Annotated in this window: 28 protein-coding genes and 1 tRNA gene; 16 read left to right on the top strand and 13 right to left on the bottom strand. The window is 66.0% G+C overall.

Annotation, left to right across the window (positions count from 1 at the left end):
* The first annotated feature begins 25 nt into the window (after positions 1-25).
* Complete coding sequence (locus OX958_RS25035) at positions 26-1,270, top strand: glutamate-5-semialdehyde dehydrogenase (protein ID WP_270131851.1); 1,245 nt, start codon at positions 26-28, stop codon at positions 1,268-1,270.
* Here the strand turns inward: OX958_RS25035 and OX958_RS25030 are convergent.
* A complete protein-coding gene (locus tag OX958_RS25030; RefSeq protein ID WP_270131850.1) occupies positions 1,260-1,940 on the bottom strand; it encodes a 4'-phosphopantetheinyl transferase family protein in 681 nt (226 codons plus the stop codon). The two genes, OX958_RS25035 and OX958_RS25030, sit on opposite strands and share 11 nt — an antisense overlap.
* Before the next feature lie 5 nt (positions 1,941-1,945).
* Positions 1,946-2,851 carry a winged helix-turn-helix transcriptional regulator gene (locus tag OX958_RS25025; RefSeq protein WP_270131849.1) on the bottom strand — a complete coding sequence of 302 codons (906 nt, stop codon included), beginning with the start codon at positions 2,849-2,851 and terminating at the stop codon, positions 1,946-1,948.
* Positions 2,852-2,945: 94 nt separating this feature from the next.
* Here OX958_RS25025 and OX958_RS25020 point away from each other — a divergent pair, with 94 nt between their 5' ends.
* Positions 2,946-4,127: an MFS transporter gene (locus OX958_RS25020; protein WP_270131848.1), complete on the top strand. Its 1,182-nt coding sequence runs from the start codon at positions 2,946-2,948 to the stop codon at positions 4,125-4,127.
* Between the two features lie 9 nt (positions 4,128-4,136).
* Here the strand turns inward: OX958_RS25020 and OX958_RS25015 are convergent, their stop codons facing one another.
* Positions 4,137-4,586, bottom strand: coding sequence for an Lrp/AsnC family transcriptional regulator (locus tag OX958_RS25015; protein ID WP_270131847.1), 450 nt, complete (start codon positions 4,584-4,586; stop codon positions 4,137-4,139).
* A 141-nt stretch (positions 4,587-4,727) separates the two neighbouring features.
* On the opposite strand from OX958_RS25015, the gene OX958_RS25010 reads away from it, so the two are divergent.
* The 6 genes from OX958_RS25010 to OX958_RS24985 all read left to right on the top strand — a co-directional run bounded on the left by OX958_RS25010 (position 4,728) and on the right by OX958_RS24985 (position 7,285).
* Positions 4,728-4,856 (top strand): hypothetical protein, encoded by a 129-nt coding sequence (locus OX958_RS25010; protein ID WP_270131846.1) that lies wholly within the window; start codon positions 4,728-4,730, stop codon positions 4,854-4,856.
* An 80-nt stretch (positions 4,857-4,936) separates the two neighbouring features.
* Positions 4,937-5,095: a hypothetical protein gene (locus OX958_RS25005; RefSeq protein ID WP_270131845.1), complete on the top strand. Its 159-nt coding sequence runs from the start codon at positions 4,937-4,939 to the stop codon at positions 5,093-5,095.
* A 63-nt stretch (positions 5,096-5,158) separates the two neighbouring features.
* Positions 5,159-5,734 carry a nicotinate-nucleotide adenylyltransferase gene (gene nadD, locus OX958_RS25000; protein ID WP_164600993.1) on the top strand — a complete coding sequence of 192 codons (576 nt, stop codon included), beginning with the start codon at positions 5,159-5,161 and terminating at the stop codon, positions 5,732-5,734.
* Positions 5,735-5,762: 28 nt separating this feature from the next.
* On the top strand, positions 5,763-6,212 hold the full coding sequence (gene rsfS, locus OX958_RS24995; RefSeq protein ID WP_270131843.1) for a ribosome silencing factor: 450 nt from the start codon (positions 5,763-5,765) through the stop codon (positions 6,210-6,212).
* Positions 6,209-6,853, top strand: coding sequence for a histidine phosphatase family protein (locus OX958_RS24990; RefSeq protein ID WP_270131842.1), 645 nt, complete (start codon positions 6,209-6,211; stop codon positions 6,851-6,853). Before rsfS ends, OX958_RS24990 begins: the two co-directional genes overlap by 4 nt.
* Positions 6,854-7,212: 359 nt before the next feature.
* A tRNA-Ala gene (locus OX958_RS24985) sits at positions 7,213-7,285 on the top strand.
* Between the two features lie 72 nt (positions 7,286-7,357).
* On the opposite strand, the gene OX958_RS24980 is transcribed toward OX958_RS24985, so the two are convergent.
* Complete coding sequence (locus OX958_RS24980; RefSeq protein ID WP_270131841.1) at positions 7,358-7,750, bottom strand: tyrosine-type recombinase/integrase; 393 nt, start codon at positions 7,748-7,750, stop codon at positions 7,358-7,360.
* Between the two features lie 34 nt (positions 7,751-7,784).
* Between OX958_RS24980 and OX958_RS24975 the strand changes: the two genes are divergently transcribed.
* From OX958_RS24975 to OX958_RS24965, 3 genes are all read left to right on the top strand, one after another.
* A complete protein-coding gene (locus OX958_RS24975) occupies positions 7,785-8,006 on the top strand; it encodes a hypothetical protein (protein ID WP_270131840.1) in 222 nt (73 codons plus the stop codon).
* 745 nt (positions 8,007-8,751) lie between these two features.
* A complete protein-coding gene (locus OX958_RS24970) occupies positions 8,752-9,381 on the top strand; it encodes a hypothetical protein (RefSeq protein ID WP_270131839.1) in 630 nt (209 codons plus the stop codon).
* Positions 9,382-9,466: 85 nt separating this feature from the next.
* The gene (locus OX958_RS24965) at positions 9,467-10,081 is read left to right on the top strand and encodes a hypothetical protein (RefSeq protein ID WP_270131838.1); all 615 of its coding nucleotides are present in this window, start codon (positions 9,467-9,469) and stop codon (positions 10,079-10,081) included.
* A 135-nt stretch (positions 10,082-10,216) separates the two neighbouring features.
* Here the strand turns inward: OX958_RS24965 and OX958_RS24960 are convergent, their stop codons facing one another.
* The 6 genes from OX958_RS24960 to OX958_RS24935 form a co-directional block, all read right to left on the bottom strand.
* Positions 10,217-10,459: a hypothetical protein gene (locus OX958_RS24960; RefSeq protein WP_270131837.1), complete on the bottom strand. Its 243-nt coding sequence runs from the start codon at positions 10,457-10,459 to the stop codon at positions 10,217-10,219.
* Between the two features lie 309 nt (positions 10,460-10,768).
* The gene (locus tag OX958_RS24955; protein WP_270131835.1) at positions 10,769-11,206 is read right to left on the bottom strand and encodes an Imm1 family immunity protein; all 438 of its coding nucleotides are present in this window, start codon (positions 11,204-11,206) and stop codon (positions 10,769-10,771) included.
* 9 nt (positions 11,207-11,215) lie between these two features.
* Positions 11,216-12,061: a DddA-like double-stranded DNA deaminase toxin gene (locus OX958_RS24950; protein ID WP_270131834.1), complete on the bottom strand. Its 846-nt coding sequence runs from the start codon at positions 12,059-12,061 to the stop codon at positions 11,216-11,218.
* An 8-nt stretch (positions 12,062-12,069) separates the two neighbouring features.
* A complete protein-coding gene (locus OX958_RS24945) occupies positions 12,070-12,330 on the bottom strand; it encodes a hypothetical protein (RefSeq protein WP_270131833.1) in 261 nt (86 codons plus the stop codon).
* A gap of 367 nt (positions 12,331-12,697) precedes the next feature.
* Positions 12,698-12,883 (bottom strand): hypothetical protein, encoded by a 186-nt coding sequence (locus OX958_RS24940; RefSeq protein WP_270131832.1) that lies wholly within the window; start codon positions 12,881-12,883, stop codon positions 12,698-12,700.
* Positions 12,884-12,933: 50 nt separating this feature from the next.
* Complete coding sequence (locus OX958_RS24935) at positions 12,934-13,122, bottom strand: hypothetical protein (protein ID WP_270131831.1); 189 nt, start codon at positions 13,120-13,122, stop codon at positions 12,934-12,936.
* Between the two features lie 429 nt (positions 13,123-13,551).
* On the opposite strand from OX958_RS24935, the gene OX958_RS24930 reads away from it, so the two are divergent.
* Both OX958_RS24930 and OX958_RS24925 read left to right on the top strand, forming a co-directional pair.
* Positions 13,552-14,085 carry a hypothetical protein gene (locus tag OX958_RS24930; protein ID WP_270131830.1) on the top strand — a complete coding sequence of 178 codons (534 nt, stop codon included), beginning with the start codon at positions 13,552-13,554 and terminating at the stop codon, positions 14,083-14,085.
* The gene (locus OX958_RS24925) at positions 14,082-14,954 is read left to right on the top strand and encodes a hypothetical protein (RefSeq protein ID WP_270131828.1); all 873 of its coding nucleotides are present in this window, start codon (positions 14,082-14,084) and stop codon (positions 14,952-14,954) included. Before OX958_RS24930 ends, OX958_RS24925 begins: the two co-directional genes overlap by 4 nt.
* Here the strand turns inward: OX958_RS24925 and OX958_RS24920 are convergent.
* Positions 14,896-15,456, bottom strand: a complete 561-nt coding sequence (locus OX958_RS24920; RefSeq protein ID WP_270131826.1) for an NUDIX hydrolase — start codon at positions 15,454-15,456, stop codon at positions 14,896-14,898. The two genes, OX958_RS24925 and OX958_RS24920, sit on opposite strands and share 59 nt — an antisense overlap.
* A gap of 321 nt (positions 15,457-15,777) precedes the next feature.
* Here OX958_RS24920 and OX958_RS24915 point away from each other — a divergent pair, with 321 nt between their 5' ends.
* Together OX958_RS24915 and OX958_RS24910 are read left to right on the top strand one after the other, a co-directional pair.
* Complete coding sequence (locus OX958_RS24915; protein WP_270131825.1) at positions 15,778-16,710, top strand: ATP-binding cassette domain-containing protein; 933 nt, start codon at positions 15,778-15,780, stop codon at positions 16,708-16,710.
* The gene (locus OX958_RS24910; protein WP_270131824.1) at positions 16,707-17,456 is read left to right on the top strand and encodes an ABC transporter permease; all 750 of its coding nucleotides are present in this window, start codon (positions 16,707-16,709) and stop codon (positions 17,454-17,456) included. Before OX958_RS24915 ends, OX958_RS24910 begins: the two co-directional genes overlap by 4 nt.
* On the opposite strand, the gene OX958_RS24905 is transcribed toward OX958_RS24910, so the two are convergent.
* Together OX958_RS24905 and OX958_RS24900 are read right to left on the bottom strand one after the other, a co-directional pair.
* The gene (locus OX958_RS24905; RefSeq protein ID WP_270131823.1) at positions 17,440-20,571 is read right to left on the bottom strand and encodes a BTAD domain-containing putative transcriptional regulator; all 3,132 of its coding nucleotides are present in this window, start codon (positions 20,569-20,571) and stop codon (positions 17,440-17,442) included. The genes OX958_RS24910 and OX958_RS24905 overlap by 17 nt on opposite strands.
* A 132-nt stretch (positions 20,572-20,703) precedes the next feature.
* Positions 20,704-21,585: a sigma-70 family RNA polymerase sigma factor gene (locus OX958_RS24900; RefSeq protein WP_270131822.1), complete on the bottom strand. Its 882-nt coding sequence runs from the start codon at positions 21,583-21,585 to the stop codon at positions 20,704-20,706.
* Between the two features lie 81 nt (positions 21,586-21,666).
* On the opposite strand from OX958_RS24900, the gene OX958_RS24895 reads away from it, so the two are divergent.
* On the top strand, positions 21,667-22,035 hold the full coding sequence (locus OX958_RS24895; protein ID WP_270131820.1) for a DoxX family protein: 369 nt from the start codon (positions 21,667-21,669) through the stop codon (positions 22,033-22,035).
* Positions 22,036-22,111 lie beyond the last annotated feature (76 nt).

Below are 22,111 nucleotides of genomic sequence, written 5' to 3'. Positions count from 1 at the left end.
CGGGGGATCGCCCTACGATGGGACGGTGAGCGAGATCATCGGACTGTGCCGCAATGCCCGCGAGGCTTCGTACGCGCTCGCGGCGGCATCACGAGCGACCAAAGACGCCGCGCTGCACGCCATGGCGGCGGCGCTGCGAGCCGGTACCGAGACGATCGTCGCGGCCAACGCGAAGGACGTCACCGCCGCGCGCGAGGCCGGTACGCCGGAGTCGACCGTCGATCGGCTCGCGCTCGACCCGTCCCGGGTGGATGCGATGGCAGCCGGGCTGGAGCAGCTTGCCGGACTGGTCGACCCCGTGGGCGAGGTCGTCCGCGGTTACACCCTGCCGAACGGGCTGGAGCTCCGCCAGGTGCGCGTCCCCTTCGGCGTCGTCGGGATCATCTACGAGGCGCGTCCGAACGTCACCGCCGACGCGGCCGGCATCTGCCTCAAGTCGGGTAACGCGGTGCTGCTCCGCGGCTCGTCGTCCGCCGCGGAGTCCAACGCGGCGATCATCGCCGTACTGCGGTCCGCGGTGACCGAGGCCGGTCTGCCGGCCGACGTGATCCAAGGCGTGCCCGGCGACCGGGCGGCGGTCAAGGAACTCATGCAGGCGCGCGGGCTGGTCGACGTACTGATCCCGCGTGGTGGTGCCGGCCTGATCCAGACCGTCGTCACCGAGTCCACCGTGCCGGTGATCGAGACCGGCGTCGGCAACTGCCATGTGTACGTCGACGCCGAGGCGGACCTCGACCTCGCGCTGGCGATCCTGCTCAACTCGAAGACCCAACGGCCGAGCGTCTGCAACGCAGCCGAGTCGCTGCTGGTGCACGCGGAGGTCGCGGAGGAGTTCCTGGCGAAGGCGCTGCCTGCGCTGGCGGAGGCCGGAGTGACCGTCCACGGCGATCCGGCAGTTGTTGCTGCCGGCAAGGACATCGTCGCGGCGACGGACGAGGACTACGGCACGGAGTACAGCTCACTCGACCTGTCGGCCGCCGTGGTGCCTTCGCTGGAGGCGGCGGTCGAACACATCCGCAAGTACAGCTCGGCGCACACCGACGCGATCGTCACCCGTTCGCAGGCGGCGTCGCGGCGCTTCGTGCAGGCGGTCGACTCGGCGGCGGTGGTGGTCAACGCGAGCACCCGCTTCACCGACGGCGGCGAGTACGGGTTCGGTGCCGAGATCGGTATCTCCACCCAGAAGCTGCATGCTCGCGGTCCCATGGGCCTGCCGGAGATGACCTCGACGAAGTACGTCGTGATCGGTGAGGGCCAGCTCAGGACCTGAGCAGCGGGGCGGCGTCGAAGGAGCGGACCTCGGGGGTGTGCTCGGACAGGATCGCCAGCGTGGCGGCGTACTCGACGCCCGCCGGCAGGTCGACGAGCCGCACCGGACCGTCGTACTCGGCCCACTCGCGCAGTGCGGGCGGCTGGTTCGGCGCGCTGACGATCACCTTGCGCAGGTCCGCCCGGATGCCGTCACCGGTCGCCTTCACGACGGCTTCCTTGCGAGTCCAGTACTGCGTGAACGCGCGCGCTCGCGCCGCCGGTTCGAAGCCGGCCAGCTCGGCGGCCTCCAGGGTGGACAGGCTCACCGAGGCGAGCGAATCAGCGTCGATCGAGGGGTTGATCAGCTCGACGTCGACGCCCACCGCCGCGGTCGGATGGAAGGCCACGACGACGCGGTCGCCGGAGTGCGACACCGAGAGCTGCATGCCGTCGACGCTGATCTTGCCGTGCTGGCGACCGCAGTCCGGGCAGGTGCGATCGAGCTGGATGTCCCTCGGTGGCAGCTCTAGCTTGATCGACAGCACCCGCCGGACGATGGTGGCGCCGACGAGGAAACGACTCTTGTCCTCGTCCCGCGCGTAGGCGGTCAGGCGGGCCCGCTCGGACGCATCCAGTTCACCGACCAGGCCAGGCCGCGCGTCTGCGGTACGGCCCCACCAGATGTCCACCGGCGTCACGACTGGCCGGCCGTGTCGTAGGCCCAGCTGATCGCTGCCGGGATGTCGGTGATCGGGTAGAGAGCGGCGGTGATCTCACGCGTCGGCGCGACCACCAGCATCAGCCGCTTGAGCCGTGCGTAGCCGCCGGCGCGGAAGGTCGGCAGCCGGAGCGCGGCGGCGAGAGTCAGATCGGTATCGGACAACAACACGTGCGGGATCTTCTCCAGTTCAGCAAAAGCCTGTTGCTCGTCCGGGCGCTGGGTGCTCACGCCATGGACGGTGATTCCGGCCGCGGCGAACTCCGCGGCGCGTTCGGCGAACAACTTGTTCTCCAGGGTGCAGCCGGTGGTGCCTTCGATCTCGTCCCATCCGGCCGGCAGCTTGCTCGGGCGCCCGGTGGCCGGATAGCCGAAGACCACGGTCGCCCGGGCAGCGACGTCCACCACGTCCCGCAGTACGACGTCGTGCGCCGCCGTGGAACGTTCACCATCGGCGCCGACCGGAAGCAGCAGGCCGTCCGGAACCCTCCGGCCCACCAGTTCGTGGACGCGATGACTCGGTGCGTCTTCTGTCGCATTGGTCCCGGTCAGTTCGCCGTCGCCGAGGAGCCAGCGGTCGCCCCAGTCCTGCAAGGCGACGAGCACGGGCAGCAGCGCACGGCCGCGAGGCGTCAGCCGGTAGGCATGCCGGACCGGCCGGTCCTGATACGCGACGCGCTCCACGACTCCGCTGTCGAGGAGGCTGTTCAGCCGCTCGGTCAGCACCTTCCGCGAGATCCGCAGCGATTCCGCCAGCAGTTCGAACCGGTCCAGCCCGCGCGCCAGGTCGCGGACGATCAGCAACTCCCATCCGTCACCGACCACCCCGAGCGACTGGGCGATCGCGCAGTCGGGCTCGGGGGAGTAGCTGCTACGGCGCACGCCGACCTCCTCCGCTTGCTCCCACGCTATCCGGGTCTGTAAGTTCCTCTTGGGAACTGACTCTACCTGGGGGCGGCGGATGTACTGGCAACGCGTGCGGGACCTTCCTGCCTGGATCAAAGCCGTGATGCTCGGCCAGTTGGTCAGCTCCGCAGGTTCGCTCGCGTGGATCTACCTCACGCTCTACCTGGTCGAGGACCGCGGGATGTCCCCGCAGCACGCGGGCTTCGCCGCAGCGGCGTACGGCGTGGGCTTGTTGCTCGGCAACCTCTCCGGCGGCTGGATCGGCGACCGCTTCGGCCTGCGCGGTGCGGCGGTCGCCAGTCAGCTCAGCTGGGCCGCCGCTTCTCTGGCCATGCCTGTCGTCCCTGTCGCTGTGCTGCCTGTCCTGGCTGCTGTGGCGGGGCTGTGCGGGGGAGCCTGCCGACCCAACCTGAGCGCCCTGGTCGCCACGGCGCTCCCTGCTGACCGGCGACGAGAGGGGATCGCGCTCTCGCGCTCGGCCAGCAATGCCGGCTTCATCATCGGCCCACCGCTCGGCGGCCTGCTGGCGGCGTACGACTTCTCGCTGGTCTTCATCATCGATGCGGTCAGCAGCGTGGTGCTGGCGCTGATCATCTGGCGTTGGGTGCCCGCCGCGACGCGAGTGGTCGCAGCGCAGGCTACTGGAGTGTGGCGCGCGCTGCGGCGGGATCGGTCGATCGTTGTCCTGCTGCTGGCGATCGTGGTGGTCGACACCGTCTATCGGCAGCTTTACGCCACGCTGCCGCTGTTGCTGCGGGATGCGGGCTCACCAGCGGTCGCGTACGGCGTACTGATTGGGGCTAGCTCGGTGGCCATCGTCCTGCTGGAGGCTCCACTGGCCATTCGACTGCGCAACCACAACTCGTTCCGCGTGATCGCTACCGGCTTCGTCCTGGTCGGCGTCGGCCTAGCTGTCATTGGCGTCTGGCCGGCTCTAGCGGGCGCCGCCGTCGCCGCGGTGTTCATCACTGGCGGCGAGATGCTCTACAAGCCCACCGCCACGGCTCATGTGGCCGACTCGGCTCCGGAGGGCATGACCGGCCGCTACTCCAGCCTGTACGCCGCCGCCTCAATCTCAGGCATGTTCCTGGCTCCCGCACTGGGTGGCACCACTTACCAGCACTACCCGCGTCTTCTCTACCCGGCGGCGGCCGTGCTGGCCCTGGTCGCCGCCGCTGCTCTCTACCTGACGTACGCCTCCAGTCACCGTCAAGCGGCAGAGCAACAGCCGACGGCACGTGGCGCGGCGTAGTACCGGCTGCTACTCCGGCAGTGGAGCCGGACGCGCCTCCCAGCGAGTCGACAGGACCACTGTCGTCCGTGTCCGCACCACACCGTTGACCCGCCGCAGAGTGCCCACCACTGCCTCCAGTTGGGTGACGTCCGAGACGCGCACCTTCACCACCAGTTCTTGATCACCAGCCACGAACCAGCAGTCCTCCACGGCCGGGATCTCGCGCACGCCGGCGACGATCTCGTCCGTCTCCACGTCGTCGCGCTGGAACAGCCCGACCAGCGCGCTGGTCCCCAGTCCCACCTGCTCCGGTGCGACCACCGCGCGGTACCCGAGCAGTACCCCGCGCTCCTCCAGCCGCCGCACCCGCTCCTGCACGCTCGGCCCGGACAAACCGACCACGCGGCCCAGCTCAGCCCAGCTGGAGCGCCCGTTCGCTCGCAGCGCCTCGACGAGCTGTCGATCGATCGCGTCCATGCCATCCTCCGTTTACCGCAGATTCGTAGGGAGATCTTCTGATCTGCCTTCAATTCGTTTGAGTTCTCGTAACATTTAGCGTACAATTTCAACTATCGAAGCCACCCGCTCCGAGCTCCACGACAACCCTGTGAAGGAAACATGATCACCCCCGAAGTTGCCCGTGCCCACATCGACGAGATGCGCCGTGTCGCCGCGATCCACCAGCGCGACCACAGCGGTCCCTCCACCTGGCGCCGGCTGCTGACGCGTTACATCCGCCACAGCTGACCTACCTCTCGCGCGACCGGTTGCGGCTACCAGCCCACCGGTCGCGCTCTTGTTGGTGGGCAAGAGATAGGCTTCGCCTCATGCTTGCCTACCTCCTGCCGCAGTTCGCGGCCGCCGAAGAAGCCGCCAGCGAGGCTTCGCACATCTCGCCCTGGTGGTACGGCGGGTTCACCCTGGTCGTCCTGGTCGCACTGGTGCTGGTCACCGTCATCCTGGGCAAGGGCCGGCCGCACAGCTGAGCGGCGGAACGAACTGACGTGGATACCCCGGAGCGGATGCGACCAGGCCGCCGCCTAGGCGTGATGGGTGGCACGTTCGACCCGATCCACCACGGCCACCTGGTCGCGGCGAGCGAGGTGCAGTCGTACTTCGACCTCGACGAGGTGATCTTCGTTCCGACCGGCCAGCCCTGGCAGAAGCTGGACCGCGCGGTCTCACCCCCCGAGGACCGCTACCTGATGACGGTCATCGCGACCGCCTCCAACCCACGGTTCTCGGTCAGCCGGGTCGACATCGACCGGCCCGGACCGACGTACACGATCGACACGTTGCGCGACCTGGCCAGGCTCTACCCGGACGCGGAACTGTTCTTCATCACCGGTGCCGACGCGCTGGCCCAGATCCTGACCTGGCGCGACGTCGACGAGATGTTCAAGCTGGCCCAGTTCGTCGGCTGTACCCGGCCGGGGTACAGCTCGCAGGAACTGCCGCTCGACCGGCTCCCGATGGAGCGGATCACGCTGCTCGAGGTACCGGCGCTGGCGATTTCCTCCACCGAGTGCCGCCAGCGCGTCGCGAAGGGCAACCCGACCTGGTACCTGGTGCCCGACGGGATCGTCCAGTACATCGCCAAGCGTGACCTCTACACCAACCACTAGTCACCTGCACCACTAGCAAAGGACCGCAATGCCTGCCACCGAACGCGCCATCGAGCTGCTCACCGCGGCTGCCGAGGCGGCCCACGACAAGAAGGCCGAGAACGTTCTCGCGTTCGACGTCTCCGAGCAGCTCGCCATCACCGACGCCTTCCTGGTCGCGTCCGCCTCCAACGACCGCCAGGTCCGCGCGATCGTGGACGCCATCGAGGACAAGCTCCGGGTCGACTTCGACGCCAAGCCGGTGCGCCGCGAGGGCGCCCGCGAAGGCCGCTGGGTGCTGCTGGACTACCTCGAGGTCGTGGTCCACGTGCAGCACGACGAGGAGCGCAACTTCTACTCCCTCGAGCGGCTCTGGCGCGACTGCCCGATCATCCCGCTCCCGGGCGCCGACGGCACCGTCGCGACGCCGGTGGTGGCCGACCGCTCCGCCGACGAGGACACCACGCCCGCCGCCGGATCCTCCACCACGGCCGAATGACCGCGGGTCGGCTGATCGTCTGGCGCCACGGCCGGACCGAGTGGAACCTGCAGGACAAGATCCAGGGCCAGGCCGACATCCCCCTCGACGAGGTGGGTGTCGCCCAGGCGCGCGCCGCCGCCGCGCGCCTGGCCTCCCTGGCCCCCACCCGGCTCTTCTCCAGCGACCTCCAGCGCGCCGCCGCGACCGCCGCTGAACTCGCCGCTCTCACAGGCCTGAAGGTCGAGTACGATGAAGCCCTCCGCGAGATCAATGTGGACGACTGGGCCGGCATGACGATGGACGAACTCGCCGCCATCCACCCCGAAGCCGCCCTCCGCATCCGCTCCGGTGAACCCCAACGCCGCGGCACCGCCGGCGAAACCGTCGAAGAGGTCGCCGAACGCTTCGCCCCCGCCCTATTGCGAGCCATCGAGTCCGGCACACCCGAAGACACCATCGTCGTAGCCACCCACGGCCTCGCAGCCCGAGTAGGCATCTGCCTCTTCCTGGGCATCCCCAAAGCCCACTGGCCGGCCTTCGGAGGCCTCTCCAACTGCAACTGGGTCTCCCTCCTCCCCGGCCGCCACGGCTGGCGCATAGAAGAGTGGAACGCCGGGTCGCTGCCCGAGCCCGTCATGAGCGACGATCCCCAGCGTTAAGAACACCCGCGCACCCGCCGCCGGCTCGCTCCTACGTCGCTCACGGCTCTGGGTGCTCCCACCCACCCTTCTTTGACTACCGCTCCTACGTCGCGCGGGCGTCCGGGTGCGCCTCGTCTGCTACCGCTGGGTCCTCAGCGCCTCCATGGCGCCTACAGGCCTGGCTGGCCGGCCAGGCATCCCTGCGTCCCCCGCAGCCTCACGCGCCGAGTACCTCGCCGACCTATCACCGTGTGCCTTCTTCATCCGCCACAACCCACCCACCTCCGCCGTGCTCTTCCTCACCCTCCCGCCCACCCCACCCGATTTTTCTTTCCACCCCTCCATCCGCTAATATTTCGGAGTCCGCAAGACACCGCGGGGCTTTGGCGCAGTTGGTAGCGCGCTTCCATGGCATGGAAGAGGTCAGGGGTTCGAATCCCCTAAGCTCCACCGCAGGTCAGAGGCCCTTTCCCTACTGGGAAAGGGCCTCTGATTTTTTGACCTGGGAGGCTAATCGGGAGGCTACGGCTTCTCGTTGCCCTTGCGACCGCGCTGACCGGGGAAAATCTCGTCCATCTTCATGGCGCCCTCTGTGAGCACCGGTCGCAGCTCGTGGCGGTAGACCTTCTCTGTCACGTTGGTGCTGGCGTGCCCGACCAACCGCGAGATGTCTTCGATCGGAACGCCGCTGCTCGATAGCAACGAGACGAAGCTGTGTCGCAGTTCGCGAGGCGTCCACATCGCCGGATCGAGTCCGGCCGCCTGGACGACCTTCCGAAAGGCGCGTCGCACGTTGGCGGCATCCAGCTCCGTACCGATCTCGGAAGTGAAAACCAGGTCGAGGTTCTGCCAGCGGCGACCTGTTGCCTCCCGCCGGACCTGCTGACGCTCCCGGTGCTCGCTCAGCGCTTCCACGCAGCGCACAGCAAGCTCAAGAGTTCGCCTGGACTTGCGCGTCTTGGTGTCGTTGCCCTCCCGCACCGATCGCCAGACCCGGATCGACGGCGGCACAGGAGGCTCGACCGTCGAGATCCAGGTTCGTCCAGGTCAAGGCGCGAAGCTCTTCGGTGCGAGCGTCAGTCAACAGAGAGACGACGACGAAGGCATGCATTGCCGACGATTCGGCAGCTTTCAGAAGGGCTTCAGCCTGATGCACAGCGAGGGACGTTGACGGCCGACCGCCTGTGCCGTTGGGGATCTCGCAGAGCATCACTACGTTGCGGTGCACCTTCTCCCCGCGCCTGGGCTCGCATGATCGACCGGCGCAGGATCGAGTGAAGTCGGCGAAGCGTGTCGGTACTAAGACCTTTGGCCTTTTCTGCAAGCCACTCATCGGCCGTGAGGGCTTGAAGCTTCTGGGCTCCGAGAAAAGGTATGACATGCGTGCTCGCCAGGCTGCGCAGGTTCTTGACGGTCGTTGATGCACGCTTGTGCAATCCGAAGTCGAACCACTCGTTCACAGCCTGCCCGACCGTGTAGTCCTTGGCTGCAAGAGCCGCACGATCCTAGGCAAGCTGGAGCTTCTCCTTCAGCTTCGTCTTTGCCTCAGTCCGGGTCTTGGCGCTAGCTGTGAGTCGCGGTCTTCGCGTTTTGCCCGCCGGAGCGGGACCGAGGTACACGACTGCGATGAAGCGCTGCTTGCTGGCACCCCAGTGAACGCCGCCATCGCCCTGGCTGCGCCGCTTCGGCATTGCAGGCCCCTTCGCTTCCAGCTTGAGCAGGTTGACGTAGTCGGTGATGGTTCGGCTGGGACTCTGCGGCTTATGCCGTCGGCATCAGACCGGCTAGATTCGGCAAATGGTTGCTTGGGGTGCAGTTGGGGCGTTCAGCATTTCGGTGGCATTCCGATGCCCGGTCGCCGTACATGGGTTCCAGGTCCGAAAACGAAATCTCGACACACGAGAGGGCGGCCGGCTATGACGGACAGGGAGTCGCTTCCGGCGAAGGTGGCAGGAGAGATCTCCTCTACCTTCGTGCCCGGTACCGGGCCACTGGTCGAACGGATCTTTGTAGCGGTTCGATCCGAGTGGGGGCGGAACAGGTCTCTGGCGCTGAAGGTGGCGATCAAGGTGTCGGGCCTGAGTCGCGAAGACCTCGCGGAGCGTATCGAGAACGAGCCAGAGGTCGTGCCCTTACTCACGCGCCTTCTATGGGAGGCGGCAATGACCGGTCAGAGCCACCTGCTTGAGGCGATGGGGGCTGCCTTCGGAGCGGCAGTTGGCGACCTGGATCGTGTCAATGAGTATGAGTTGATCCTCGGTGGTCTCCGAAATCTTCATGGAGACGACGTCCGTGTTTTGCGAAAGATCCGCGATCGGTACGTGTTTGATCAGCGCAGCGAGGAAGAGGAGCCATCCGGCGTCCAGACGGTAAGGCAGATCGGCCGGCGTCTTGGACGTACTGATGAGGCCGTGGCTTTTGGGTTGGTTCGCCTTGTGAGCCAAGGCTTCGCGACCTCGTTGGGCGTGCTGGGTGGCGTCCGGTATGAGAGCACCGAACTAGGCCGTTTGTTGTACGACGCGCTCGAGCGAATGGATGAGAGCTAAGACTCTTCTGGAACGCTCGAAGCCTGGCGGTCGAGTTGACGCTACGAGCCTGGCCCACGCTGATATATGCCTTAAGGTTCACAAGATGATCGTGCTGATGACGAGCTCTGACCTTGCTAGTTGGCTGGAAGCCCTGGGAACCGTTGCCACCGCCACAATCGCGCTCTACCTGCTTGGCCGCGAGCAAGTGGACCGCCGCAATCAGGCTCGAGACCGGCGAGCAGAGCAGGCGGCTCAGGTACGTTTGACGGCGCCAGTAAAAGGCGGCGGCTCTGGTGTCAAACACTCATATTTCGACAAAGCAGCTACCACTACCGTTTACAATTCCAGCGGCGACGTGGTTTCAGAAGTGATTGTCGAAGTCAGGATTTCCACGTTGGACGGCGCTTCGGAGCAGGGGTTACCTCGTACCGTCACGAAGGTTCTCAAACGGCTAGAACCTGGCCAAAAAGCCAACATCTCCGCCAGCACCAGAGTCAACTGGCCAGTAGGAAGCGATCCGATCGAGGTCGAGTTCGAGTCTCACGTCACCTTCTATGATGTCGCCGGGCGACGCTGGGAACGAGACTCAGACCATCGCCTGCGCGAGATTAAGCCTCCCGGCCTGCTCGCTCGTCTAAGAACTCGACGTCGGCGCGAGCGACTTGATTCAAGAAAGCGGACTGCAATGCCGCTCGAATCCTTTCCCGATGAGCAGTAGTTCCGTCCCACGTGACCTCAACGAGCGTCCCACCGTGGCGCCGATCTAGCGAGCATCGAAGACCTGCCGCAGTGAGCCCTTCCACCAGCAATCCGTCATCGGCTTCACTTGGAATCAGGCATCCCAGCCAGTCCGTCATTCAGGCTTCTCGCCTTCGAAAGAGACAGTGTCCGACTCAAACTGAGCCCTGAGACCAGCCGAAATAGCATCACGTAGTTGCTCGCGACCTGCAGCGGTGCCGTCATAATAGATCTTGAGGGGATTCGGTCCCCAGACCTTCACAACGTCGACTCGCGCGAAGCCTGAGGCCTTGATATGCGCCAGCAGCATGGCCTCATCGACCTGAGCCGCCGGCACGTACACAACTTTTTCCGCCATGGTCTCCCCCGAAGATGCTTGGTCTCGAAGTCAAGCGCACGTGGGCCACTTACGCTAGGTCAAGGACCAGGTTGATCTCGGTCCAACCGTGGCCCGTTCAGGGATCTTGAGTCGGCGAAGGCGTCTGACAAACTGACCGTCCTAGGGTTTGCCAGACTGCTAGGGCACCCTGCGACTGCGACCTCTGGGTTATGGGTAGCTCGAGCAGCGTCTCAGCGGTAGTGCCGAGCCTCAGAAGCCCAATGCCCCAATCTTGGTCAGCGTCTAGTTTGTCTCAGGTATCTCTCGCACCACGGTTCGTATCGACGTTTACGTTATATCTTCGTTCAAATCCTGCCACTTGATGCTCGTCGGGCGATCGGCGCCGCTCGCAAGAAACTCTTTTACAGCCGTGCGGATGTCATCGAGGGCCAACAGTGAACCGCGTGGGAACTCGCGATCGCTTCCCATGTAGTAGTACAGAACCGTGTCGGCTTCGGAGCTTATTCCCTTGCTGAGGTAGACGCCATCGCGGCCCATATACCGCAACGCACCGCGTGTCTTGTCTTCGTAGTCAACCGCAACAAGCAGCTCGTGGTCGGGTACGCCGGCCGAGTTCAACCGTCCATCGACATACACAGCCGCTACAGAGTTTTCCCATGACTCGGTGACTAGTGCGTCGATCAGTTGATCAACGTCGTCGTCTGTCGCCGCGATCACTGGATCGTCCCCATGTCCGTGCTTGAAATATGCCTTTGCCGTGGTCATCGTCGTCACTCACTCCGGATTCAGACTCTTCGGATACATGCGTTTGAAGTTGTTGGGGCCGTGGATGATCAGTGTTGCATCGTCGGGGAGAAATCTATCAAGAAGTTCATCGCAACCGAGTTGTCCCTCGCAAGGTCTGTTGTTGATGATGATTTCGGCGTGCCGGATACCTTCTCGACGCATACGCATGGCGAACTTCAGTTCGACATCGGCGGCAGTTGTCATCCCATGAGGCCTACGGACCAGTCCGAGCTTCTCGGCATGACGCTGCGCCGCATGGAAGTCGTCCTCGTGCTGACCGCTGACAAGGTCATGGTCGGTACCTTCGCTATCACGCCATACGCCCCTGGTTTTATCGCCCGGCTTTCGCACCGGCAATCGCTCGAAGACCTGACCGACGTCATCATCGCTCAACTTCGGCGTTTGCGGTTCGTCTTTCGGACTTGTCTCATCGCCGGCCCGCGCGATCTCACCCGACTTCTTCGCTTCTGGCTCTGACGATCGCTCATCCGGCCTGCGTTCCGCCGGCGGTGGACTCCCGCCTAGTGCATCCGGTCTACGGGCAGTGTCGCTGCCGGTTGGCCCAACGGTGCGAATGCCGTCCACCATCTGCTGCGCCCAGCCGTGAGCCTTCGGCGGAGCCATCGACAGGTAGTGGGCAGCTTCTTCGCATCGCCTAGCTGCTTCATCCAGTTGCATAGCGGCGTTCGTCGCGCGCCCACCCGACAACTGAACGACCAGAGCGGCATGTTCCCGACAGATCCAGGCTCGCTGCTGAAGTGCGTAGATGAGGCGCGGGACCTCGTTGAGACAATCGACCAGCCCTTGCGCCACCAGTTGCAGATCGGAGGGCATGGCTGCCGCTAGATCTGGTTCGCGTAATTCGCGCAGCCGGCCGCGGCGATCTGTAGCGCTTCCACCGCCTGGTCGACGGCTTTACCCGCGGCATCCAGCACTTCCGCGATGTCGCGATCGGCGCGGGTGGAGGTTCCAGCGATCAAACTTTCGACCTGTGCAGTGTGCTGCGCGAACCGCAGCTTGAACCCCGCCAGGCCTCCGGACGCTTGTTTCGCCTCGCTCGCGACCTGGTGCAATTGCTCCTTGAGTCGTTGGACATCGGACATAGCTGCCTCACTTCGGTGGCGGGGTCTGTGGACAAGTCCACCGCCGTCCTTCGTCGGCCGCTGATAGATAACGAAGGACGGCGGTGGCCATCAGGCCTTCGCTGTCTCTCATCGGGGCTGCAATCCCGGTCGTAGAGATCAGTGCGGCCACTCCCGAATGGGTCCGGCATCGGGAGGTTGGGAGCGGCTGGCGCGGGCAGCCTCGCTCGCATGTTCCGCCCAGCCGGTTTTGGGGCCCCTGTCTGAGCCGGGAGGAGCCAGGGGACTCGGGGAAGGCTCAGACAGGGACGATTAGTGACGGAACCGGCAGGGTGTGCGGCGATCCACCGCATTGAGGGCTGAGGACGACTCCGCCGGTTCCGCCAGATCACGGGGTGGTGTTCGCGATGACGACCGTCGTCACCTCGTAGCGATTGACTACCGCGATCTGGGCTTCAAAGGCGGCCGGCGTCGTGTCGGTTCCTTCGGTGTAGATAGTTCCCATCGCGAAGCCCTCGACCTGGGCGAACTCTTCGAGCTGCGCGTTGATATCCGCCAGTTCGCCGTCGGTCATCAGTAGGTGCTCCCAGAGCCGATGCCGCCACGGCCGTCCACGCTGGCCTTTCACGAGACGTCTGCATCGGACACCGCCGGCTCGATGGTGACGCACAGACTGGCGAAGCGCCGCGTCATCGCGGCCTGATGCCGCATGGCGGTCTCCGGCTCAGCCGTGTACTCCGCGATGACGTGTCCACCGAACCAGACACGGACGCGGCGGTGGGTTGGGAGTGGCATCTCCCTGTGGATCGTCATTCGCCGCGTACCTCCCGCACAATGTCGCGGAAGATGCCGACATAGCAGATAGCTGCGATGATCCACATGCCCCACATCAGGTGATGCATAGCCCACGTCCCCGCTCGATTGGGTCGGTTGTCGGAGGACAACCATCCAATGGCGCTGCGTGGTGGAAAACGACGGCGATACATATGCGCTCGGGAATATGTGTTTCATGCATACCGACAGGTCGTCACAGGTAGTGTTGGCGCTGTGACGTGCTCCCGGCGGCGGCCATGTCCTTCATGCGGTGCGTATCTGGCAGCGGATAACAACGGTGACCAGTGTGGACCGTGCGAACGGCGTGCCCCCGAGCTCACCCGCGCGGCGCCGTGCCTCTCAGACGACTTCTGGAAGGCCGATGTACTCGCCGAAGCTGCGAGTGAACGACACTTCGGCAAGCTGCTGGTGGCCTACCGCAAGCTGCTGCGGCCCGAACCGACGCAGGCGCTCGTCGGCCAGTGGCTCGGACTGACCCAGGGGCAGGTTAGCCGGATAGAGCGCAGCGCGACACCGGTGCGGGACATCGACAAGCTCGATCGCTGGGCTCAGGCCCTGCATATCCCCGAGCAACTGCTGTGGTTCAGTATTACGGCTCGGCCCGCCACCCTCGGGGAGCAAGGCGATCTGACAGCGCCACCTGCGTCAGCCGACTACGACGGCCAGCACAGCGTCGATGCATACCCGCGCTCCGACGTCCGCTCTATCGTGCAGACTCGACCACTCGCCGAAGCAGACGGAGTGCATCGGAGACAGTTCATCAAGTCGGCCGGCGCCGGCCTCACGGCGGTAGGGGCCAGCCTGTTGGTAGGCACCGCGGCCAGCCTGAACCAGCGCAGGAGCCGTGAAAGACCTGCTGCCAGCACCGAGATCCGCGAGATGACGCAGGTCTTCCGTCGCCTCGACAACCGGTACGGCGGGGTCACAGCCGTTCGGTGGTGACCTCATATCTGAACGCGACGGTCATACCGCTGGTGCAGGAGAGTACCTCGGGCAGAGGCCGATCTGACCTGTTCGCGGCCGCTGCCGAACTCCACCACTTGGCCGGATGGATGGCGTATGACACCGGCCAACATGCATCCGGCCACACTCATCTGCGTCAGGCGCTGCGTCTGTGTCATGAAGCCGACGATGAGCGGCTCGCCAGCGAGATGTTGGCTGGCATGAGTCATCAGTCGGCATTCCATGGGGCACCGGACAGCGCCGTCGATCTCGCGCTCGCAGCGCAGCACAGTGCCAAACGGTCTGGCTCGAAGATCTTGCAAGCTGAGGCAGCGGTCATGGAAGCCCATGGCCTGGCGCTGCAGGGGGATAAGGCAGGTTGCCTGGCTGCGCTGAGCCGCGCGGAGGACGCGTTCAACAAGTCCGACACTGAGGAGCGACCACACTGGCTGACGTATTTCGACCACGCGTACTTGGCAGCCAAGTTCGCGCACGCGTTTCGCGACCTAGGCCTTCCTGTCGATGCCGAACCGTTCGCCCGGCGATCCCTCGAGATGACGGACGGGTACGAACGCGGCCGTCTGTTCAACTCGGCCTTGCTCGCAAGCATCCTGGCGGACCAGCGTCGGCTCGAGGAGTCCTGCGCCCTCGGCATGGAGGCAACGACACTCGCCGCGTCCGTGCGATCGACACGTGGCACCAGTTATCTGCAGGACCTCGGCACGCACCTGGCGCCATACAAGAACGTCGAACCGGTCAACTCCCTGTTCGAGAGCATGATCGAGATCGGGGTCTCCCCATTGGGCCCGGTCAGCCGGCCTGGAACGCGAGCACGTGCAGCAGACCGACGAGGGACGCCGCACCGATGATCTGGCCGGTGTTGATACGTTCGCGGATCGAGTCGAGCGGCACCCACTCGATCCGTTCCGCTTCGTTGATGTCCTCCGGCTCACCGATGTAGTCGGCACCGTACGACACGAACAACAGATTCTCGGCATCAGTCGTTCCCACCGAGGGCTGCAGAGATACCAGTGGCTTGACACTCCTCGGGCGCCACCCAGTCTCCTCCTCGACCTCCCGCGCCGCGGTCATCGCTGGATCCTCGTCAGGATCGACATAGCCACCCGGCAACTCCCAGACCCAGCGGTTGATGATGAAGCGGTGTCGCCACATCATCAACACGTTCTCTTGCTGGTCATCGAGCACCACCATCATGGCGGCCTTCGGCATCCGCAGAACGTACTGCTCGAACCGGACACCATCGGGTAGCTCGACGGAAGCGATGCTCAACCGCAGCCGACGGGTGTCATCGACGAGTCGCTCACCGTGAATCTTCCATAGGGTGGATTCCGTACCGCCTTCAGCAGTCACGCTACGACACTACCCAATCGGCGTCATCGGGACTCAACCACGGCACTGCTGGGCGCACTGCTCGCGTCAGGCGCGGCCTGGTAGCGCATGAGCGGGCCAGCGGTGGATGCCAGCGCTGGTTGTGCATCCTCGCGGGTTCCAACGACAGTTGCCAGAGTCGTCGCCGTCATCATGATGTGCGCCCGACGCCAGGTCTCCGAGAGACAGGCCTTTTGCTTGCTGCGTACGCACTGCGGTGCCCGACGCGGTGATGACGGCGGCCTCCACACCGTGTCAGGGCGGTGTCAGGAGGGTGTCAGGGGCGGCCGACATGGTTGGCCCATGAGAGAAACAGCGATCGCGGTCTCGGGGCTGCGGAAGGCGTTTGGGGACAAGGTCGTGCTGGACGGCATTGATCTGGAGGTTCCGGCGGGGACGATCTTTTCCCTGCTGGGGCCCAACGGAGCGGGGAAGACGACGACGGTCAACGTGTTGACCACGTTGATGGAAGCCGATGGTGGGACGGCGTCGGTTGGCGGGCATGACGTTGCCGGAGCGACCAAGGAGGTCCGGAAGGTCATCGGGGTGACCGGGCAGTTCGCCGCTGTGGACGAGTTGCTGACGGGGTACGAGAACCTCGAGTTGATGGCTGATCTCCGGCGGGTCAAGAACGGCAAGCAGGTCGTCGAGGGCCTGTTGGAGCGGTTCGAGCTGGTGGAGTCGGCGCAGAAGCCGGTGGCGACGTACTCCGGGGGCATGAAGCGCAAGCTCGATCTGGCGATGACGCTGGTCGGCGAGCCGCGGATCATCTTCCTGGACGAGCCGACGACCGGGCTCGACCCGCGGAGCCGGCGGACGATGTGGGCGATCATCCGCGAGCTGGTGGCCGACGGGGTGACGATCTTCCTGACCACGCAGTACCTCGAAGAGGCTGACCAACTGGCCGACCTGGTGGCCGTGCTCGACCAGGGCAAGTTGGTTGCCCAGGGCACTCCGGCTGAGTTGAAGCGGCTGATTCCTGGCACGCACGTGCGGCTGAAGTTCACCGATATGCAACAGCTAGAAGCGGCGGCCCAACTCTTCCAGGACGCCACGAGGGACGACGACAACCTCGTCCTGCAGGTGCCCAGTGACGCCGGAACGCAGTCGCTGCGGGCGCTGCTGGACCGGCTCGACGAGTACGCACTGAGCGCGGAGGAGTTCTCCGTGCACACCCCTGATCTCGATGATGTCTTCCTCGCCCTCACGGGCCACCCGACGGAGGTCGCGAAATGAGCACCCAGTCCCACTCGGTCGTGATGTTGCGCCGCAACTTCAAGCACATCGCCCGGAACCCGACCTCGGTGTTCAACGCGGTGCTGATGCCGATCGTGATGATGCTGATGTTCGTGTACGTGTTCGGTGACGCCTTCAACGTCGGCGTGGACTACGTCGACTACGTGACACCCGGGCTGATGTTGCTGGCGGTCTGCTACGGCTTGGGCGGTGTTGCCGTCGCGGTGAACTCCGACATGACCAAGGGCATCATCAACCGGTTCAAGGCGATGGACATCTCCAGTGGCGCGGTGCTCAACGGCCACGTCGTAGCGAGTGTGCTGACCAACCTGGTCGCGATCGCGGCGCTCATCGGGCTGGCGTTCGCGCTGGGGTTCAGTCCTTCGGCGGGATTCGTCGACTGGCTGGGCGTGCTGGCTCTCGTCGTCCTGCTCGGATTCGCGACCGCCTGGCTCACCGTCGCGCTGGGATTGTCGGCGAAGTCGCCCGAGACAGCGGGGATGGCCGCCGTACCGCTGATCATGCTGCCGTTCTTCAGCAGCGCGATCGTGCCGGCGGACAAGATGGGGCCGGGCGTGAAGCAGTTCGCGCAGTACCAGCCCTTCACGCCGATCATCGAGACACTGCGCGGATTCCTCAATGGCACGCCGCAGACCGGAGACATGGTCGCAGCCCTCGCCTGGTGCCTCGGCATCACGCTGGCCGGCTACCTGTGGGCGTCGTCCACGTTCAAGAAGCGAGCGTGACGTCGGCCAGCTGACTCCAGTCCGTCTCCGCGCCTTCCCGAGCCGCCTTTGCGAAGTTCGCTTCGCCGAGGCGGCTCAGCGCTGTCTGCTCGATCCGGGCCTCGTCCGGCAGGGACCGATCAGCCAGCCCCCGTACGCCGACAGCCGCCGTGACGAGTCGCGCCGCCTGCTCGTACTCTCCGCTGCGCAAGGCAAAATCCGCGATCCCGACCAGTACGCCGGCCAGCACCGACGCGTGCCCGGCCTCCGTCGCTGCCCGGTACGCCGACGCGTGGTGCTCGCGAGCCTCGCCGAGATCGTCAGCGAGATAGCCCAGCAACGTCTGGGTCCCTGCGCGCACACTCGACTGATTCGCCTCCTCGCCCAGAATCGCCGCCGCGAGTCCGAGCTGGCGATGCGCCTCCGCAGTCTCGCCGCCCCAGCGAGCCAGCCCTGCCTTCGCGAGAGCCAGCAGGCCCAACGCCCCCGGCCAGGTGACGCGCTCGGCGTACCGGTGCGCCTCGGCAATCGCCGCGTCGCTGGCCTCCTTGTCCCCGAGCAACCAGTACAGCTGAGCCTGCCGAGAGCGCATCGGAATGACATCTTCGACGGAACCGACCTCGACGACGACCGCAATGGCCTCTTCGTAGTACTCGCAGGCAGCCGTGAAATCACCCCGTACGGCGATCCGCTCCGCCAGCTCCTGCAGCGCGAAAGAGATGCCGAACCGCTCGCCGACGGTCCGGAACTCGGCCAGCGCCAGCTCCAGAAACGCGTCGGCCTCCCGCCCCGGATGGCCGAGCACGATCCGCATCTTGCCGAGTTGCAGCCGGCCCAGCGCGCGGACCCACGGGTCCACGCTGTCGACCAACGGCTCCCAGGCGGACAGGAAGTCGCCGGGGGAGCGCAACATGCGTTCCAGCGGGTCGATCAGCTGCAGATAGGCGGGCGGGTTCTCGAGACGATGGCTGATCCGGTAGGTCTCGTGGATCCATTCCTTGGCGCGATGTTCGTCGCCGGGCCCGGAGCTCAGGAACATGACCACCAGCGCGTAGACCATCGCCCGGACCTCATCGGTGACTTCACCGGGTGTCTCGGTGGCCGCCATCACCAGCTCGTTGCCCTCGGCCTTGTGCCCACTGAGCCACCAGTACCAGCCGGCGACCGCGGCCAGCCGCATCGCGCCCTGCGCCTCGCCCGCCGCGATCGCACCACGCATCGCCGCGCTGAGGTTGTCGTGCTCGGCCCGGAGCGCCGCGACCCACTTGAGCTGCTCGGCGCGGCGGAGATGTGGTTCCGCGGTCTCGGCAAGCGCGGTGAAGTAGGCGAGATGCGCGTGCCGGGCCAGCTCCGCCTCGCCGGCCTGCGCCAGCCGCTGAGCGGCGTACTCCTTGATGGTGCTGAGCATCCGGTACCGCGGCGCCTGGTTGCTCTGGGCAACCACTAGCGACTTCTCGGTCAGTGCGGTCAGCAGTTCCAGTACGTCGGCCGAGTCGACCGGACCGCCGGCGCAGACGTGCTCAGCCGCCTCAAGGCTCGCGCCGCCGGCGAACACCGAGAGCCGGCTCAGCACCATCCGTTCGGCGTCGCTGAGCAGCTCCCAGCTCCAGTCGATCACCGCGCGCAGCGTGCGCTGCCGGGGGAGCGCGGTCCGGCTGCCACCGGTCAGCAGGCGGAACACGTCGTCCAGCCGGTCGGCGAGCTGTTCGAGCGACATGGTCCGCAACCTGGCCGCGGCCAGTTCGATCGCCAGCGGCATCCCGTCCAGCGCGCGGCAGACGCGGGCCATCGTCGACAACGTGTCGGCACCCACCTCCAGATCCAGCTGTACTGCGGCCGCCCGATCGCGCAGCAACCGGATCGCGGGCGAAGCCTCGAGCTCGCTCAGGTCGGCGTCGCCCGCGGGCAGGCTCAACGGGACGACCCGCCACAGCGCTTCGCCGGTGATGCCGAGCGGTTCGCGGCTCGTCGCCAGGATTCGCAGCCGGCGACATTCGCCCAGCACCCGATGGGCGAACTCGGCCGCCGATCCGATCACGTGCTCACAGTTGTCGAGAATCAGCAGCGCATCCTGCTCGCGCAGCGCGGCAATCAGCCGGGCGGTCGGCTCCAGGTCGGCGGCCTCGGCCAGCAGCGCATCCCGCAGGCCGAGTGCGCCGAGCGTTGCCTGCGCGACGTCACTGTCCACGCCGATCGGCGCAAGCTCGACCAGCCATGCGCCGTCCGGAAAGCCGTCGACCAGCGTGCGCGCGGTCTCGGTGGCCAGCCGGGTCTTCCCCGCACCGCCCGGCCCGATCAGCGTGGTGAGCCGATGCGCCGAGACGAGATCGCGAACCGTGACGATCTCCTCGTCCTTGCCGACGTAGCTGGTCAGTTCGGCGCGCAAGTTGTTCTTGCGAGGCTGGTCCGGTCGATGGAGTTCGCCTCTGAGGAGGGCGACGTGAAGTGCGGACAGTTCCGGCGAAGGATCGACGCCCAGCGCGTCGGCGAGGGCCTCGCGCGTGCGCTCGTAGACGAGCAGAGCCTCGCTGTCACGACCGGTCGCGGCAAGCGCGCGCATGAGCGCGGCGACCAGTCGCTCGCGGACGGGATGCTCGGCCACCAGATCGGTGAGTTCCGTGACCACCTCCGCGCCGAGGGTGGCCTCCGCGTCGTACCGATCCTCCAGGGCAGTCAGATGAAGTCGATCGAGCCGGGTCACCGCCGCGTCGTACGCCGGGCTCTCGGTCAGGCCGACGTCCTGCATCGCTGCGCCACGCCACAACGCCAGCGCGTCGCGTAGCAACTGCACCCGTTGCGGATCCTCACCGTTGCGAGCCCGCCCAACGAGACGCTCGAACCGTACGGCGTCAACAGCGTCGGGCTCCACCCGCAGCCGGTAGCCGTCGGGCAGCCCTTCCACCGTCCCGGCCGGCAGCACTTTGCGAAGCCGAGAAACCAAGCGCTGCAAGGCATTTGCCGCCTCAGCGGGCGGGTTCTCGCCCCAGATCCAGTCGACCAGCCTCGACTTCGGGACCACCTGACCAGGCTCCAACGCGAGCGCCACCAGCAGCCCCCGCAACCGGGCCCCGGGCACGTCAGCGACGACCCCGTCGCCGGTCCTGACCTCGAACGACCCCAGCATCCCGATCTGCACCCAGCAGATCTTGCCAGCAGACCGGTCCCAGCCCGTACTGCGGACCGGCTCCGTCCGGTACTCCGGAGCTTGCGTACCAGCAGGTCGAGCTCAGCAACTTGTCATTGCTCCTTGGTCGAAGAGCTTGCCGGATCAAGCAGGCGGATCCGGCAGATCCAGTTTCGCCAGCCGGGCCGGGTCGGTGAGCGACACCATTTCGGTGATGCGGCCGTTGACCACCGTGCAGGCCATGACGGTGCGGACTCTGCCCTTTTCGTCCCAGGCGATGACTCCGGGGGCGCCGTTGACGCGGACGTTTCGGGCGGTGAGTCGGGTGTTGTGGCCGTGTTGGGCCTTGGTGGCGATCGCGGTGGCGCCGAGGCGGACGACGACTCCGCGGGCGGTGTGGACGCGCCAGGTGACGTCGGGGTCGAGGACGCGGAGGAGGCCTTCGAAGTCGCCGGTGCGGGCGGCCGCGAGGAAGGCGTCGACCACAGCGCGCTGGTCGGCGCGGTCTTCGGCGGGTTGGGGAGTGCCCTGGAGTTTGCGGCGGGCGCGGCTGGCGAGCATCTTGGTGGCGTCGACGGACTTGCCGAGGATCTGCGCGATCTCCTCGTACGGCACCGCGAACAGGTCATGCAGCACGAACGCGAGTCGCGCCGACGGGCTGAGGGTTTCGAGAACCATCAGCAGCGCGAGGCCGACCGAGTCGGCGAGTACCGCGTCGTCCTCGGGGGCGCCGCCGTCTTCCAGGGTGACCACCAGTTCGGGGAGCTGGTCGTCGTACGGCGTCTCGGGCTTGGCCTTGCGCCGGCGCAGTACGTCGATGCACTCGCGTCCGACCACGGTGGTCAGCCAGCCGGCCAGGTTGGTGATCGAGGCCGTGTCCTGCCGCGCCAGCCGAAGCCACGCCTCCTGTACGGCGTCCTCCGCGTCCGCCCGCGACCCGAGCATCCGGTAGGCCATGCCCACCAGGCGCCCGCGGTGCGCCTCGAACGCTTCCGCCACCGTGTCCTGCGGACCAAGTCCGGTCACCTTGTTACCTCCCGCCGGCGAATCCCGTCATCACCCATGACGGGCCCGGACGGGCGGAGGTAACACCAGCAGGAGGAAACCATGGATCTCGCGCTCTGGATCGTGACCGGGCTGCTCGCGACGGCCTTCCTGGTGGCGGGCGCGAACAAGCTGTTCATCCCGCGGGACAGGCTGGCGAAGGCACCGGGTGGCGGCTGGGTGCTGGAGTTCAGCCCCGCCTTCCTCAAAACCCTGGGAGCGGTCGAGATCCTCGGCGCCATCGGCCTGATCCTACCGGCGGTCCTCGACCTCGTGCCGGTCCTGGTTCCGCTGGCCGCGGCCGGCCTGGGCACGATCATGATCGGCGCCGCGATCGTCACCGGCCGCCGCCGCGAGTACGCCCACGCGGCGATCAATCTGACCTACCTGGCCCTGACCGTCTTCGTGGCTGCCGGCCGGTTCGCCGAATAGGCAACCGATGGTTGCACGATGAGTCGCCATCGACTACCGTCACATGCAACAAAAGGTTGCGCGTGAAGGAGTGGGT

Origin of the sequence: Kribbella sp. CA-293567, from assembly GCF_027627575.1 — a bacterium.
Classification (GTDB): Bacteria; Actinomycetota; Actinomycetes; order Propionibacteriales; family Kribbellaceae; genus Kribbella.
The sequence above is the reverse complement of the archived record's forward strand: the minus strand, read 5'-3'. Positions and strand labels throughout refer to the sequence as shown.